At 35.7% G+C, this 16,081-nt stretch carries 14 protein-coding genes; 2 read left to right on the forward strand and 12 right to left on the reverse strand.

Annotation, left to right across the window (positions count from 1 at the left end; genetic code table 11):
• Window positions 1–58 precede the first annotated feature (58 nt).
• Window positions 59–745 carry a GntR family transcriptional regulator gene (locus H5089_RS02140; protein ID WP_007582477.1) on the reverse strand — a complete coding sequence of 229 codons (687 nt, stop codon included), beginning with the start codon at window positions 743–745 and terminating at the stop codon, window positions 59–61.
• Window positions 746–1,010: 265 nt separating this feature from the next.
• On the opposite strand from H5089_RS02140, the gene rsmF reads away from it, so the two are divergent.
• Window positions 1,011–2,462 carry a 16S rRNA (cytosine(1407)-C(5))-methyltransferase RsmF gene (gene rsmF, locus H5089_RS02145; RefSeq protein ID WP_182711357.1) on the forward strand — a complete coding sequence of 484 codons (1,452 nt, stop codon included), beginning with the start codon at window positions 1,011–1,013 and terminating at the stop codon, window positions 2,460–2,462.
• 69 nt (window positions 2,463–2,531) lie between these two features.
• Entirely contained in the window at window positions 2,532–3,629 is a 1,098-nt protein-coding gene (locus tag H5089_RS02150) for an acyltransferase (RefSeq protein WP_182711358.1), read from the forward strand.
• A 415-nt stretch (window positions 3,630–4,044) separates the two neighbouring features.
• Here the strand turns inward: H5089_RS02150 and H5089_RS02155 are convergent, their stop codons facing one another.
• The 11 genes from H5089_RS02155 to H5089_RS02205 all read right to left on the reverse strand — a co-directional run bounded on the left by H5089_RS02155 (window position 4,045) and on the right by H5089_RS02205 (window position 15,965).
• Window positions 4,045–4,746 carry a VpsP family polysaccharide biosynthesis protein gene (locus H5089_RS02155; RefSeq protein ID WP_182711359.1) on the reverse strand — a complete coding sequence of 234 codons (702 nt, stop codon included), beginning with the start codon at window positions 4,744–4,746 and terminating at the stop codon, window positions 4,045–4,047.
• Window positions 4,739–5,467: a tyrosine-protein phosphatase gene (locus tag H5089_RS02160; RefSeq protein WP_182711360.1), complete on the reverse strand. Its 729-nt coding sequence runs from the start codon at window positions 5,465–5,467 to the stop codon at window positions 4,739–4,741. Before H5089_RS02160 ends, H5089_RS02155 begins: the two co-directional genes overlap by 8 nt.
• A 14-nt stretch (window positions 5,468–5,481) precedes the next feature.
• Window positions 5,482–7,689: a polysaccharide biosynthesis tyrosine autokinase gene (locus H5089_RS02165; RefSeq protein WP_182711361.1), complete on the reverse strand. Its 2,208-nt coding sequence runs from the start codon at window positions 7,687–7,689 to the stop codon at window positions 5,482–5,484.
• Window positions 7,690–7,711: 22 nt separating this feature from the next.
• Entirely contained in the window at window positions 7,712–8,230 is a 519-nt protein-coding gene (locus H5089_RS02170; protein WP_182711362.1) for a polysaccharide biosynthesis/export family protein, read from the reverse strand.
• Window positions 8,230–9,444 carry an outer membrane beta-barrel protein gene (locus tag H5089_RS02175; protein WP_182711363.1) on the reverse strand — a complete coding sequence of 405 codons (1,215 nt, stop codon included), beginning with the start codon at window positions 9,442–9,444 and terminating at the stop codon, window positions 8,230–8,232. The genes H5089_RS02170 and H5089_RS02175 overlap by 1 nt, the downstream gene beginning before the upstream one ends.
• Window positions 9,428–10,831, reverse strand: a complete 1,404-nt coding sequence (locus tag H5089_RS02180; RefSeq protein ID WP_182711364.1) for an undecaprenyl-phosphate glucose phosphotransferase — start codon at window positions 10,829–10,831, stop codon at window positions 9,428–9,430. Before H5089_RS02180 ends, H5089_RS02175 begins: the two co-directional genes overlap by 17 nt.
• Before the next feature lie 228 nt (window positions 10,832–11,059).
• A complete protein-coding gene (locus tag H5089_RS02185; RefSeq protein ID WP_182711365.1) occupies window positions 11,060–11,458 on the reverse strand; it encodes a 3-phosphoshikimate 1-carboxyvinyltransferase in 399 nt (132 codons plus the stop codon).
• 116 nt (window positions 11,459–11,574) lie between these two features.
• Entirely contained in the window at window positions 11,575–12,534 is a 960-nt protein-coding gene (locus H5089_RS02190; RefSeq protein ID WP_182711366.1) for a glycosyltransferase family 2 protein, read from the reverse strand.
• A 137-nt stretch (window positions 12,535–12,671) separates the two neighbouring features.
• Window positions 12,672–13,541, reverse strand: a complete 870-nt coding sequence (locus H5089_RS02195) for an ATP-grasp fold amidoligase family protein (protein WP_182711367.1) — start codon at window positions 13,539–13,541, stop codon at window positions 12,672–12,674.
• Complete coding sequence (locus tag H5089_RS02200) at window positions 13,538–14,674, reverse strand: CapA family protein (RefSeq protein WP_182711368.1); 1,137 nt, start codon at window positions 14,672–14,674, stop codon at window positions 13,538–13,540. The genes H5089_RS02195 and H5089_RS02200 overlap by 4 nt, the downstream gene beginning before the upstream one ends.
• Window positions 14,667–15,965, reverse strand: coding sequence for a lipopolysaccharide biosynthesis protein (locus tag H5089_RS02205; RefSeq protein ID WP_182711369.1), 1,299 nt, complete (start codon window positions 15,963–15,965; stop codon window positions 14,667–14,669). The genes H5089_RS02200 and H5089_RS02205 overlap by 8 nt, the downstream gene beginning before the upstream one ends.
• Window positions 15,966–16,081 lie beyond the last annotated feature (116 nt).

Below are 16,081 nucleotides of genomic sequence, written 5' to 3' on the forward strand. Positions count from 1 at the left end.
AATAAAAAATTTTTAACGACGTTACGGAGCGATTTAATCCGTTAAATTGTTCGAATACTCATATTGATTGGTATACATCAAATTTGGTTTGAATATTTGCTTGCGATGCACTGATATGGCGCTTCATGAGCATTTCGGCCAGTTCACCGTCGTGGTTTTCAATGGCGTTAATAATCGCTAAATGCTCATCAAACGCTTTTGATACACGCGGCCCCACCATGCCCATTTGTACACGGTACATGCGTATTAATTGATAGAGCTCATTACACAGTAAATGAATTAAATGCGCGTTTTTACTGCCTTGAATAATACGGTAATGAAAATCTAAATCGCCGGCTTCTTGATAATAAGATTCGCCCTCTTTAACACGCTGTGTTTGTAGGTGCTGATTAAGTAATTGCTTTAAGCCTTTTACTTCTTCGGGTTCCATATTGTCGGCAGCAAGCCTACATGCCAAGCCTTCAAGTGAGCTGCGAACTTGATAAACTTCAATCAAACGCTCAGCGGTAAGGGCAACTACTCGGCAACCTACGTTAGCTTTACGCTCAACAAGGTAGCAACTTTCTAGGCGATTTAACGCCTCTCTAAGCGTTGCGCGGCTTACACCATAACGCTTGGCAAGCTCAGGCTCTGATATTTTACTGCCTTGAACTATACTGCCTTCAACAATCTCACGGCGCATATCTACAAATACTTGATCTGATGCGGTAGTTATAGGCGCTTCGTTTAAAAATGTGTGTGTCATAAGTTATTTTTTAGATTGTCGACAATTAATATGGTTACTATGGGCTTATTAAAAAATCATGTCAACCCTTAAACCTATCAAAATGGCTAAAAAACACGCTCATTGTCGACACTATTAACCTAAAGTCGCATAAAAATGGTTTTAAAATGGACCAAAACAACGAAGTGTCGACAGGGCAATAAATCAGATGTTACGTCTTTAAGCGCTGAAAATGCATTATATAAATGCTATTATCGCGCTTTATTTTTATAGTATGAGCTAACGCGTGAACGCCAACACTTTTATTCCTGAGCACTTTATTGACGACGTAAAAACCTATTTACCAGCGCATCTAAACTTAGATGACTTTTTAAGTGCGTGTCGCAGGCCGCTCAGAAAATCTATCCGCGTTAATACATTAAAAATTAGCATTGAAGAATTTGTAAAACGTGCCACTGAAAAAAATTGGCTGCTAACCCCAATCCCATGGTGCAGTGAAGGCTTTTGGTTAGAACGCCCCGAAGATGAAGAGCAAAACCTAGCCCTTGGTAATACCGACTTACATCTAAGCGGTGCTATGTACGTACAAGAAGCAAGTTCAATGCTGCCCCCTATGGCATTAAAGCAAAGCATTGAACTCGCAGGCACTCAAAGTAACACCGTGCTTGATATGGCATCAGCACCAGGCTCTAAAACATCACAACTGGCAGCACTTATGGGTAACCAAGGCGTGCTTGTTGCAAACGAGCTATCGTCATCTCGTTTAAAAGTGCTTAGCGCAACACTCAAACGTATGGGGGTTGGTAACTGTGCGCTCTCGCACTTTGATGGCGTTATATTTGGCAACTACATGTTTGAATGCTTTGATAGCATACTGCTAGACGCGCCATGCTCTGGCGAAGGCACGGTACGTAAAGACGCCGACGCACTAAAAAATTGGTCCATAGAATCAAACATACAAATAGCCCAGGTACAAAAAGACTTAATTAAAAGCGCATTTTACGCATTAAAGCCAGGTGGCACGTTAGTGTATTCAACCTGTACACTTACTCCGCTCGAAAACCAGCAAGTATGCGATTATTTACTCAGTGAATTTGGCGACTATATAGAGCCACAATCCCTAAGTGATTTATTTCAAGGTGCAAGTAAAGCCACCACAAGTGAAGGCTATTTACATGTATGGCCGCAAACCTTCGATAGCGAAGGCTTTTTTATTGCTAAATTTAAAAAGCACACAAGCTGTAATAACCCAAATCAAACTGTTAAAAAAGGCGCGTTTCCGTTTAACGAGTTTGATAAAAAACAAAGTGCCGCGTTTATGCAATCACTTAAAAAGCATTTTGGGTTAACTAACCTGCCTGGCAGCCTAATGCAGCGTGACAAAGAACTGTGGTTATTTCCTGAGGGGTTTGAAGCCGTGCAAAATAAAATTAAGTACGCACGTTTAGGTATTCAAATTGGCATTATTCATAAAAATGGCGTGAGACTAACGCACGAATTTGCAACCGTATTTGGCAATGAGTGTAAAACTAATATTTACGCGTTAAATAACGAGCAAGCAAATGATTATTTTCAAGGTAAAGATATACGCTTAGCTGAAGCCACTCAGACAATAGGTGAGGTGGTATTAACCCTGTGTGGCTGCCCTATTGGGCTCGGGAAATGGCAAAAAAATAAGATTAAAAATTCACTACCACGAGATCTAGTGCAAAATACGCAGTTAATAAGCTGGGTTTAGACCAATTTTATCTTTGCTTCTTATGCATTGGTTATATAATACATATTCAAAAGGATTTTAAGGATAAACATGAATAAAAGATTTGAAGCTTTAGATGCGTTTAGAGGTATATGTGCAATATCTGTTGTTATATTTCATATGCATTTTATTGACTCTATAACTGAGTTAAGTTTTTTTAGAGGCAGTGCTATATTTGTAGAGTTTTTCTTTGTATTGAGTGGATTTGTTCTAGCCCATGGATATGGCTCTCGCGAAGGAGTTAAATTTAAAACATTCATAAGAGCACGCTTCTTTCGCATTTACCCCCTTCACCTATTTATGCTAATAGTGTTCTTAGCTTTGGAAGGAGTAAAATTATTGGCTTATGAGTTTGGTGGGCTTTCATTTAACAGCTTACCGTTCACTAATGACTTTGCACCAAATGAAATAATACCTAACTTATTATTAATCCAATCATGGTCCTCATACACTAATCCACTGAGCTTTAACTACCCCTCATGGAGTATTAGCATCGAATTTTATATGTATTCATTATTATTTTGTTCAATTGTTTTCTTTAAGAAACAAAAAAAACCTGTATGGCTTTTAGTTTCAACAATTGCTTTTATTCTTTTATATTTCAAATCCGACATTTTAGTAGAAAGCGTATTAAAAGGCCTTTCTTGCTTTTTTGGTGGTGCATTCACTTACGTGATTTATAAAAAACTATCTCATTTAAAACCATCATTTTTAATTGCGACTCTCATAGAAACTTCATTATTAATTTTAATCGTGCTGGTGGTGAACAATAAATTCGAATATAAACCTCTGGCCGCTCCACTGCTGTTCTTCGCAACCGTTTTATTTTTTGCATTTGAAGTTGGGCTTTGTTCAAAAATTCTAAAACTAAGGCTTTTTCAGTTCACTGGCAAGCTTTCTTATTCTATATATATGACCCATGCTGCAATATTATTTTGCGTGACTTCTCTTGGAGTAATACTTGAAAAGATACTTAGTCAAGAGATAGCACCAATGATTGAAACACAAAGATACTTAAATTTTGGGGGAGCTATAGTTAATAATATCTCTATATTTATAACATTAATTACAATCATTTTTATATCACACATCACATATAACTATATTGAACTTAAAGGCTTGTCTTTAAACAAAAAACGATGGCAATGATTACATAATAAACATTATGATTCAGCCATTTATCATTAATAATAAATAAATGTTTTTTATAGTGAGCATAACTAAACTACTTGGCTATACTTTAAGAACTTTCTTCTCCCTTGTAGAACCAAGAAAGTGTTTTAGTTAACGCTAGACTCAATTTAGAGTCATTTTATTGCCCAGAGGTTTTTTATAAACCTCTGGGCAATTTTTTGCGCAGTATAATAACAATTTAGCTTTACCAAAAAACAAGTATTCATAAAGAAGTTATGAGACGCTACGCTTTTAGAGAAGTGATAAATCAGTTAATTGAATAGATCACTTGGTCTCTGCTCGTTTACTACTCATTTACTCCTCATTCACTTCTCTTTGTGCAATTGGTTTTCACTTTAACGTAAACAGGCTAAACACTTTCAAAACCTACCTAGTTACAGTGTTTTTTAAACATCCAGCTAGTTCTAAGCGGTTCAAAGTGAGAGCCAAACTTAAGCGATAGACATAAAATAGGCAAAGCATCAACTTGCTTAGCAACATCAAAAACTTGATAAAATTTATAACCATATTTAACGGCTAAATTTAATTCAGCAACATACAATGCTTTATACTTTGGAGGGAGTTGCTGCCAGTTCATTAGCGCTATTTGAATAATACCAAGCTGCACATCAAGCTTGTACGGCCCGAATTTTTTAGCCTGCTGAATATACTCGTATACGCGCTCTGTCGGCCCTTCTTGATAACTAACTACTTGTGCCAGTGCAATCCACGTTTCTGACCATGTTTGCCTTAACTCTAATGACTTTAATAAATCTTTTTCTGCTTGTTGGTAAACCAAACGCTTATTCGTATTTTGGTCACTAGTTAGGGCTAAATTGAGCATTTTTACATAAGCACTTAACTGCCAGTAATGAGGCTGTGAAGGGTCTTGGCTTGTTGCATATGTAATTGCCCTATCTGCAAGCTCTAGCTCTTCAGGAGTAATTGTACTTTCAGGCTGCTTTAAAATATTAAGTGCATTAAAATACCATGTATTTGCACGCATACTTTGTAAGCTGTGATAACCTATAACTAATGTAATAACTGCAAGTATGGTAATTTGTGTGAGGCGGTTTGCATTTAAATTACTCATTAAACAACGACTCTGTTAAACGCTTAGGGTTAGTAAAAAATAAATCATGTCCATCATTTTGACCGATTAGCTCGCTCACTATTTGCTTAGCTTGACTTAAAATAGGCGGCCTACGCTTAACTGAATGGGCGTCAGATGCAATATAAGTTACTAAACCCTTTTTTAGCATATCTATACTAATATTTTTTGCAGTTTCGCCCCATGCACCTTCAATGCTTGAAGCCGTTAATTGAAACTCACACCCTAATTGCTTTAAACGCTCAATATAAAAAGAATTAGCTTGAATATCGCGATTACGCTCAGGATGAGGAATAATCACCTTTATATTTTGTTTAGCAAGCCAATTTATAAATTTATCGTAGCCTTGGGGTACATGCGAATGCGGGAGTTCTAATAATAAATAATTTACTGAATTAAGCGCACCAATAAACGGGAGTTTATTACCAAGCACTAAGCTCATTAGCTCTACATCAAGCCTAACTTCAGCGGCCACAGCTAGTTTAATACCAATATTATTTACTAATGCCTGTGCTTTTAAACTAGCAAGCTCGCTATACAATTGCGAGGCAAAGTTATTAAATCGCCCAATATGTATATGTGGCGTGGCAACCATATGAGTTATTCCATCATTTTGTGCAATAGTTAATAGTGCTAAAGATTCTTTTAAATCTTTAGCACCATCATCAATGCCTGGCAAAATATGGGAATGAATATCAATCATGGATTTGTATTTAACTATGCATTAGGTTGTTCAGGTTTTTGCGAGTAATCGTAATAATCGTAATAACCATGGCTATGCTCGTCTTTACTTTTACTCATATCTACTTGGTTAAGCACAATACCTGCAACATGGGCTTTGGCTTCAAATAAACGCTCAATACCTGCTTTAATAGGTTTTATGCGCGTAATATCCGACTTAACAACATAAATTACCGAGTCTGTACTTTGCGCAACAACTAACGCATCACTCACAGCTTGTGTAGGTGGCGTATCTATAATTATATGATCGTATTCAGCTTTCAAGCCCTCAATTACTTCACTAAAGCGCGCGTTAGACAACAGCTCTAACGGGTTACTTGGAATTTGGCCGCTAGGCATAATAGTTACGCCTGACTGCACATCAACGTGTACACATTCACTTAGCTGCTCCGTGCCAACAATTAAATTACTTAACCCTGGATGAAATACTGGTATATCAAAGCGCTTTGCAATACTTGGCTTGCGTAGGTCAGCATCAATTAATAATACTTTTCCCATTTGTGCAAGCGACATAGCCAAATTAGCTGAGGTCGTTGTTTTACCTTCACCTGGAACACTTGATGTTACAGCTATTACTTTATGATTACGATCTAACTGAGTTAATAACAAGCTAGTTCTGAACGTACGTACTGATTCAGCAAAACGCCTGTAATTGTCATCAAGATAGGCGTGAATCGGAAAAACACTATTTTTAGGTATTTTAACATGCGGTAATAAGCCAATCATACGTTGAGCAAGCTTGCTTTCAACGTCATTTTTAGTTTTAACAGTGTCGTTAAGGGCGTCAAATATAAAGCTCATTACTACTGCTAAACCAAAACTTGCCACAAAAGCTAAAATAACAATAAGCTTTTTATTTGGTTTTGCTGGTTTGTTTGGGGCATAGGCACGGTCGGTAAAACGTGCAGTTGCAGAGCTAAAATCACTCGTTACTTCGGTCTCTTTTGAGCGAGATAAAAACGTATTAAATATATTTCGATTGGTCTCTACTTCACGCTTTAATTGATTATATTGGGTCTCTTTACGAGTAATATCTTGGTATTCAGCACGAATTTTAACTAGGTCACGCTCAAGCGCACTTACTGTGCGTGTTATACGGTTCAGCTCTTTTTCAATGCCAGTAATAAGACCCTTAATTTGCTTATTTAAATTATTTTTTACAGTAGCAAGCTCAGCTTTAGCTGAGATGATTTTAGGATGTTTAGGCCCATACACTTCACCTAAGTCACTCAATTTACGCTCAACTAGTATCACCTCACGCTTAACATCCTGTATTACTTTATGCGAAGTAATTTCCGGCATGCTGCCTAAAAGCTCTAAGTTATTATTTCCGTACTCACTTATCACACGGTTAATACTTTCAAGGTTGTTTTTTTCATTGCGTGCAACAATTAACTGCTGCGATATCTGTTCAAGCTCTTGCGTGGCAAGCCCTGCTATACCTTCAATATCAACTAATTTTTGCTGTTCTCGGTAAGCTTGTAAGCGAACTTCTGAGTCATCTAGCTGAATTCGCAATTGCGATAAGCGTGTATTTAACCAACTGGAAGCTTGTTGAGTAATCCCCATTTTTGCACGCATTTGGCTATCTATATAAACTTCACCAACGGTGTTCGCTACAAGCGCTGCTAATTTAGGATCGCTCGACTCAAAACTAACTCTAACTAACTGTGTTTTACGAATAGGTGAAACTGTAAGGCGTGATTTAAATGCAGCTAACAAGCCTAGCATTTCAAAATCAGCCTCCTCTTGGGCTGAGGAAACTTTTTCTTCTTTTTTATTTAGAAAAGGGAGTTGTTCTTTTATAGTCGTTTTAAGCTCGCCTAAAACAGAAGGCTTTGCAATAAAATCTGTATGTTCTTTTAAATTAAGCTTAGTAATTACCTCGCGAGCAATACTATCAGACTTAATAACCTCAAACTGAGTAAGGTAGTATTCTTTCTGATTAGAATCTAAACCATATATTTCTTGAAAACTAACTGCCTTAGCCTGCTCAGCCTCAATAAGTAAAGTAGAAGTAGCTATATATTTAGGTACTAAGGTTAAAGCAACCATAATAGTTAGTAATGTAACAACGATCGAAAAACCCAAAATACGCCATTTGGCGCGTTTAATTACATTAAGGTACGCACCTAAATCAATAATTTCTTCATTATTGGTTAGAGTTTCATTTATTTGGTTCATTAGTTACTGCCTTGTAAACTGCTTAAAACAAGCGTTGTTCTATTTTTATGGTATCGCCCGCTGCAATTTGGCTATTTAAATTACCTTTTTGTTGCTGCTGTTTGGTTTGTTCTTTAAATATGTATATTTTATCAATAGAGGCACGCTCAGTTAATCCCCCCGCTAGTGCAATAGCTTGGTTGACTGTCATAGCAGGTTGGTAAGGGTAAGCACCGGGGTCTTTAACTTCACCATGTATATAAAAAGGACGGTACTCAACAACCTGGACATATACATTAGGATTTACTAAATAATCAGGTTTTAAACCTTGTGTTATAACTTGTTCAATCTCAGAGGTATTAAGGCCGGCAAGTTTTACTTTACCTAAAAATGGGTAATTAACTTCCCCACTATTCCCTAAAAGTGCAGTAACCTCTAAGTCGGGTTGACCAAACACTTTTATTTCAACCTTATCGCCTGCACCTAAAATATAACTTTGTGCAGTTTGCGCAAAACAAACGCTGCTTAAAACTAGCAGCGCTAAACTAAAAATAAACTTCATTAATTAGCCTTTAAAGCAAATGTAAAATTAACACCAACAATAACACGATCAAACTCTATTGCGCTTTGAGTAGAATCTTTATCAATAAAATCGACGTAAGTAGATACCATACCAAACTTACTAGCAACGTAGTTTAAACCTAAACGCGCACTTTTCGATTTATCTTTACGACCTACATCTCCAGTGTATTGCTCGTCAGTATAATTAACACCAGCAAGTGAGCTCAAATAATCATTCCAGTTATGAGTCCAATTAACACCGTAAAAACTTTCTTTAATGTAATCGCCTTGTACTAACGGATCTTTAGCCGAGCGACTTGTTGTTAATTGCACTGTAGAATAACTAAGTGGCTGCCAGCTTATACCCGCCTCCCAACTTAAACCGCTAAAGTTTTCACGTTCACTCGAGTCAAAGTCTTTATTTTGGTAACCTAGTTTAAATGAGCCTGAAGTAAGTGCAGTTGCTTCCCACTCCATACCAAGTAGTATTTTTAAATCATCACTATCGCGTGAAATACCATTAGCTTGTAAAAAATCATAATGGTAACTTTCTTGCTTAACTTCTAAAAATGTACGTGTAGATGCTTGGGTATTATAGTAACCAGTTACACCAATTAACGATTTGTCATAATCACGATATTGCGATACTTCTCTAAAATTTTGGTATTTTTTACTAAAAAAACCGCCGCTTAAAGCAACTTGCGCTTTTGAGCTTTGTGCACCGTATTCGTAGCGCGCTATAACATTTTGCTTCTGGTATTTTACAAGCTCATTAACCGCATCACCCAAGCCTTCGGTTAAGCCACTACCACGCGGCTCGTATAGCCAATCTGCATCACCGTTAATATCTAAACGATGTTGACTGGTAAATTCTTTATGTACACCAGCACCAATATTTATTTGGGTAAAGTTATCGGCTGTATCTTTATTGTGTAAAGAACTGCTAGTTCCTAAGTCTAAGCTATAACTATCAGGGCCATCATCAATAGCCGCTTTAACGTTAGGAGTTATAGTCCAAATTAATCGTGACTCTTCATTTTCTGGCGTACTAAAAAAGTTATTGTTACTGCTTATACCCGTTTGTAACGTTGGCGTAATTTCGGCGCCGTCTTTAGTTATAAAACTACCTGGTTTTAAATTAGCAGCAGCAGGTGCTGCAATTCCAACACTTAACATAGCAAAAATAGGGGCTAGTGTTTTAGTATGCATTTGCATTCTTAAATCCTTTAAAAATTGTCATAAAAATAATTTTTATATCAAACCACAGCGACCAGTGCTTAATATAATGTAAGTCAAACTCTACACGTTTTTCCATTTTGTCTAAGGTGTCGGTTTCGCCGCGCCAACCATTAATTTGTGCCCAACCGGTAATACCTGGTTTAGCTTTGTGGCGTAACATATAAAACTCTACCTTTTTACGGTATTCCTCATTATGGGCAACAGCATGAGGCCTTGGCCCTACAATAGACATATCGCCTTTTAAAACATTTATAAATTGAGGTAACTCATCAAGGCTTGTACGGCGTAAAAAACCACCTAAAGGTGTAATGCGCACATCATTTTTTGTAGCTTGTGTAACTACAGCACTGTTTTCTGTAACGCTCATTGAACGAAACTTCCATACCTTAATTTTACGCCCATCAAGCCCGTATCGATCCTGCTTAAAAATCACAGGTCCTTTTGAGGTAAATTTAACAGCAAAGGCAATGGCAATTAAAATAGGCGATATAAGCATTAAAATAATAGATGCTACTATTATATCTTCAGTGCGCTTTATAAATTCTCGTGCGCCTATAAATGGCGATTCAAATACACTTAATGTATCAACATCACCAACATGCTCAATACGAGCATGTATTAAGTTAGATATTAAAAAGTCAGGAATTATATGCACATCAACCGTTGTATCGCCTAACTGCAATAAAATATCGGCAATACGTTTATCTGCCTTCATTGGCAATGCAATATACAACACACCGATTTCACCATTGCGAGCTGCATTAACAGCATCTTGAATACGCCCTGCAACATCGTGCTTAGTCGAGTTTTCAAAGAGTCTCTCTGGTTGCCTGTCATCAAAAAAGCCTAAAAAATTAAAACCAAGTTCATCATTTTTAGTAATTTCATCATATAAATTTACCGCTGACTCTGTAGCACCAACTATTGCAACATTACGTAAATTTAAACCAAGCTTCCTTCTATTTCTTTTAAATACATATACACCTAGGCGCCACATATACAAAAAGGTAATACTCAATAAAAACCATAGGCCTAAGCCAATACGCGAAAGCGACTCGGTAAACTTAAACGCAAACGATATAACAAATAAAACAGAAAATGCAGAAAATAAGGCTCCCCATGCACATAGAACCATGGTTCTAAACTTACCTGCGCGCCAAGAGCGATAAGCCGAGAATATTTCAGCGCAATATAAAAAGCTTAAAGAAACGGTTAAAACCGAAACCATATAAATAGGAGTGAGGTCAAAACTATAGAACAACGCTGAGCATTGAAAAGCTAAAAACAATGCAAAAATATCGAATAATCGATAAAAATTTGCATCAGACGAGCAATTTGGCTTGAAGGTCCTTGAAGATGTCATACTATGTATCCCTATAGATATCTTAAAAGTGAAATAAGCTCCACAAAACTGTGCGGTAATTTTACAACATCATACTAAAGTATTCAACATTAAGGATGGGGTTATATAAAGTAATATTATGCAAAATGTCTTTAAGTAGCGAGGAGTTTACTCAAAACAAACAAATATAAATTTACATAAACTTTAACAAACACTTACAAACCATTCCCAAACAGACGTATCTTATTTTTATTTAAACAAATCTTTAAACCAAGTCCATACCCCAAAAGAGTAATTACTAAATATATCAATACCTAGAGCCGACTTAACTAAATAACTAATAAGCAGTAAAATTGTAATAACAAAAAAACTAAACATAGATATAGTGATTGCCTGCGATATAGCCGCTATTTTTTGCTCTTTTTTACTAAGTTCTCGTCTGTTACGTCCAGCCAGTAAAACAAAGTAATACCTGTATTTAAAAAATTTAATTACACTTCTGCAATCTACTGTATGCTTACCCCATTGCCTTGCGCCTATAGCAACTTTTAGATGAACTAGCTGCTCTTCAGTAAAGCTAGCTTGCACATCACTAGGCATACGATTTAGTAAACTACGGATAGCAGGGTCTACTTTTAATTTAGACAAATGGCAACCTTAAATTAAAAAAGAGTCATGAATAGTTAGGGTAAAGGTTAATAAGTACATTCAATATTTATTAACCTCATTATTAAATTTGTTTTTGACATTTTTAAGTTTTTAGTTTATATAATTTTTAAAAATCTTTTTAACATATAGCGAAATTTTATAGCATTATAGAAACCAGTGAAACTAGTTAATAATGCTATAGATTTTTTCTTTTTTAAATTTGATATAGGAACTTCAAGTCTAGTTATCGCATCTTTTGCTTCGTTGAATAAACTGGGATAATAAGCATCTATAAAGTCAACATAGCACTGCGCGAGTCCCTGTTTTAAATTTAAGTCTAAGTTAGCCTTAACATGCTTATGGTATAAATCATATGTTAGCAATATTGACTTCAAAGCTTCTTCTTTTCGAGAGTATGAGATTGAACCTTCTCCTGTGACTCTATAATATACTGAACTTTCTTCAGTGAAGACTATTTTATTAGCAATCGTCATACAACGACAAAAAAACTCACCATCTTGGTTTTTCAAGACCCTTTCGTCCCAAGGACCAGCTTCCTCAACAACGTTACGATGAACTAACCAAGTTGATGTTTGCCCCATTGAGTTATTATTCCATGAACACTTCAGCCAGTCGATTCCACTCTCGAACCCTCTATCTGTAGCTAAGTTTACCTTTCTTGCATTACTTATTTTGTCCTTAAAACGATAAAGGCTACATGAAGCAACTTCATAATAATTATTCAAATTTAATGATTTTAATTGTGCAGAAATTTTATTAGATGATAAACAATCGTCCGCATCAAGAAACTGAATATAAAGTCCTTTGGACTTTGAAAAACCATAATTCCTAGCGCTAGGCGCACCTGCATTTTCTCTAGTGAAGGCAAATATATTAGAGTGTTTTTTTGAATACTCTAAAGCTATTTCAAAACTTTTGTCGGAAGAGCCATCATCTACAACAATTATTTCAATGTTTTTATATTCTTGGTTAATGCAAGACTCTAACGTTATTGGTAGATATTTATCGGAATTGTAGACAGGTATAATAACTGATACCAATGGTAGACTTGTCATGCTAATCAAAATCCTTAACTTTATAAAACATACTACATTAATCACTTTATTACTAAGCAAGAAACAAATTAAAATGTATAATTAAACCTTAAGCTGGTAAAGCTGGTTTACTCTACCATATCATTATTCTGAATTTATTATGCTTTAATTACTAGGTTCATTCTACTGGCTAGATCTTTATCATAACTAACAGGAAGGAACTTTATATAACCATTCCCTGGCGTAAAAGTTAATTCTCCAAAATATACTTTATCTTGTATATACAGATCCACCCTGACAAAAGAAAAATCTTTAGACAAAAGCTCAACCAATTCAACAGCCTCTTCAAATTTAGAGGGTTTAGGTGCAACTTCGCCTACAGCGTATTCTTCTCTTGATATATTTAACGGCTTCCAGTCTTTTGAGTAGTAATTATGCTTTGTCGCACCATTATGCCTTTCACCTATTACTTGCACGAACTCAATAACACCGTCTATACAGTAAAACTTATAATCTTTTAAATCGCCTTTAGACTCAATATATTCCTCGCATAAGACGACCTGCTCTACACCTTTATACTGTCTTTCTCTGCTAGTTGAATAGAAATCGGACTGAAGCCAATGAGCCATTAATTCCCTAATTTCATTGTTAGAATATTGGCTTTTATCTGTGACGACCAAATTAAAGCCACAACCATTATTTAATTTAATAACAAACTTTACAGGCATCTCCGCTATATCAAAATCGTCGGTCGTCTTGCACACTTTAATCAATTTAGGTAGGTAATCAGCACCAGCTTTTCGATTTACAAAGTCTCTAACTTTGTACTTATCTACATATACAGAATAATCAGAGAGCTTTTTATCCATTTTCCAAGAAAATATTCTATCGCTAAATGTTTCAATCCTATTTTTTGAAAATACTCGACCAGTATATTTATAATATTCATATCTAATGTAGAGTGAAGTTGGTAACAGCGGCCTAATAGATGATTTAATAAACTCATAATAATCTGTTAAATTTCTCATTTTAAGCTTCCCCCTCGCACCTTAATTTCTAATGCATTCTTCGTAACATAATAGTAAGCCTCATTTCTAATAAGATGCATAGCTGCAAGCTCTCTGCTAAAAGCTTTAGGACGGCCTAATATTTTATTCAAAAGCTCCCTGATAGTCCCTTTAACTGTTGTATCTATTGGAAAGTCGGTTACAGCACAGACCAATTGCTTTTTAAATTTATTGTAAGCTTCTATGACCATCATCTCGTGTTCTTGGAAGTAGTTCTCATTTAATAGTTTGCAAAGATAAGCCAGATCGATTTTTTGATTTTCTCTTGCTACATCAACTAAGCCATTTGAAGTATAGTGGTAAACTGGTTCAAAACTTATAGGTACATTCTTCTCAATCTTTAATAGTACGGCAAACGATTGATTCTCCGAGTTGGCAGAACGGCCACCATCAAAATAGAAATTCCCTAAGCTATAAAAAATCAAGCTAGACCCATACTCTTCTATTCCTTGAGGAACATGAGGATGAGAACATATGATAGCATCCGCCCCTAAATCACAAAAATGCCTATAGCGCGTTCTCCATTCCTGCAAAGGAATTGAATAATTCTCTAAGCCAGCATGAGCAAAAACTAAAACAAAGTCACACATAACTTTCAAGTCTAAAATAGTTTGGTCTATTACTGGACTATTAACCCACGCAAAACCAGCTTCTGTAACTCTATCAAAATCGTTAATTACACCAAACTGAGCCTCACAAGCATTGATTATCCCAATTTTCATCCCGCCTAACTTTTTTATTAATGGAGCATAGGCTGACTCTTTATCGAGACCAGCTCCAATGGTTTCAAGGCCACATTTATGGGCTAAGTTGATTGTTGCATCTAAACCTTCATAGCCATAATCAAAAATATGGTTATTTGCTAGGAGAGCTAAATCAAACCCCTGCCCCTTCAACCCCTCTAAAGTTTTTGGTCTTTGAGCATGATGAGGGCCACTTTTTAGTTGAGGAGTACCAACCCCCTGGATAGGAGCTTCAAAATTAAAAACCGAGTAATCTGCAGCCTTTACTATTTCTTCCAGCTCAGGTGAAAGTAAAGAGCAATTAACATTATTGTAATTAACAATATCTCCGCAAGCGAAAATTTTAATCATTTAAATATCTCCCTATATTAAATTTACGGCTTTTACATAAAACAATAGTAATAATTGCTATATTGATTACTGCTCCTGCTATACTAAAAAGCATTACAGAAATTACATCACTTTTAAAAACAAAATAACCTACTAATAGGGCAATTATACGAAGAAATACTGTAAAAAAAGTAAAAAACAAATAAAACCCTTGGATTTCTAATATTGGAATAGCTTTATTACTAGGTGGATTCATAAACATGAAGTAAATCCACACAGATAACCACCTTGCATATTCACCAGCCAATACCCACTCTTCTCCAAAAACAAATCCAAATAACCAAGGACCAAATAGTATAACCGACATAAATGGTAAGAACCCTAGAGCAGCCAAAGCGAAAGTTGCTTTCTTTATCAATTGATAAAGATTTTCGTTATTGTGAGCAGCTTCAGTTATTCGAGGATAAAACACATCGCCAACGGCTTTACCCACTAACGTTGACGGTATAGCCATTACTGTTTTAGCCAATGTATAAAACCCAGCAGATGCAGGACCAAAAAAACTAGCTAACATAAGTATCGGTAAACTTTGTGAAAGTGCATTTATAAACTGTTGCGGGGCTCTATAAAGTGGAAAATCCCTATAAATTAACGCAACTTCTTTTACGCGCTTAAAGTATATTTTTTTGTATGCAATCCTATCATTAGGAACTGTTGTTTTATAGGAACAAATCCATAATTGAAACGCATAAAGAGCATTTCCTAAAGTAGCAAGTATCACTAGAATTAATCCTAGTGGGGAAAAGTATCCAATTCCGACTTTACTGCTATTTAAAATTAGCGATTGACTTACAGCTACTCTTGCCAATACTTTAAACTGCTTTTTCCTAATTAGCCATTGCTGCATAACTTGCTCCGCAGCTGCAAAAAATAAAGCAAATGGGACCAATATAAGATAGTTTTCTATAGCCCCAACATTTAATAAATCTGCTATATCATTACTAAATAAAATTATGCTTACTAAGATTATTGTAGACACAAGCATTGATATATAGATACTCAACTTTGCTATTGCTCTGGCGTCATCATCATTTTTTGGTAAAACTATAGCTATTGGATAAGCAAGTGCTGCAATTGGTACAAGAATAGCAAGAACTGCAGTAAATGTTCCTAATAGTCCAAATGCTTCAGCACCATAAAATCGAGTTATAATAGGAGCAAAAAGCATAGTGAGTAACTGAGCACCAGCTGCCCCAGAAACAACCATTATTACGCTACGAACAAAAGAATTTGTCGCAAACTTCTTATACATTATGTATTCCTTCAATCTTCAAAGTGATTCCTTTTATTTGAATTAATAAATTTACTTTATGTATTTATTAGTGAGTGAGTTTAAAATAAAATAACTCACTATGCATTAAACTATAA

This window comes from Pseudoalteromonas sp. SR45-1, assembly GCF_014163655.1.
Classification (GTDB): Bacteria; Pseudomonadota; Gammaproteobacteria; order Enterobacterales; family Alteromonadaceae; genus Pseudoalteromonas; species Pseudoalteromonas distincta.

Bases quoted from the DNA above. Each gene is read 5' to 3' on its own strand.
- H5089_RS02190 (WP_182711366.1), bottom strand. From the start codon at position 12,534: ATGACAAGTCTACCATTGGTATCAGTTATTATACCTGTCTACAATTCC.
- H5089_RS02155 (WP_182711359.1), bottom strand. From the start codon at position 4,746: ATGAGTAATTTAAATGCAAACCGCCTCACACAAATTACCATACTTGCA.
- H5089_RS02165 (WP_182711361.1), bottom strand. From the start codon at position 7,689: ATGAACCAAATAAATGAAACTCTAACCAATAATGAAGAAATTATTGAT.
- H5089_RS02200 (WP_182711368.1), bottom strand. From the start codon at position 14,674: ATGATTAAAATTTTCGCTTGCGGAGATATTGTTAATTACAATAATGTT.
- H5089_RS02180 (WP_182711364.1), bottom strand. From the start codon at position 10,831: ATGACATCTTCAAGGACCTTCAAGCCAAATTGCTCGTCTGATGCAAAT.
- H5089_RS02160 (WP_182711360.1), bottom strand. From the start codon at position 5,467: ATGATTGATATTCATTCCCATATTTTGCCAGGCATTGATGATGGTGCT.
- H5089_RS02205 (WP_182711369.1), bottom strand. From the start codon at position 15,965: ATGTATAAGAAGTTTGCGACAAATTCTTTTGTTCGTAGCGTAATAATG.
- H5089_RS02170 (WP_182711362.1), bottom strand. From the start codon at position 8,230: ATGAAGTTTATTTTTAGTTTAGCGCTGCTAGTTTTAAGCAGCGTTTGT.
- H5089_RS02175 (WP_182711363.1), bottom strand. From the start codon at position 9,444: ATGCAAATGCATACTAAAACACTAGCCCCTATTTTTGCTATGTTAAGT.
- H5089_RS02195 (WP_182711367.1), bottom strand. From the start codon at position 13,541: ATGAGAAATTTAACAGATTATTATGAGTTTATTAAATCATCTATTAGG.
- H5089_RS02140 (WP_007582477.1), bottom strand. From the start codon at position 745: ATGACACACACATTTTTAAACGAAGCGCCTATAACTACCGCATCAGAT.
- H5089_RS02150 (WP_182711358.1), top strand. From the start codon at position 2,532: ATGAATAAAAGATTTGAAGCTTTAGATGCGTTTAGAGGTATATGTGCA.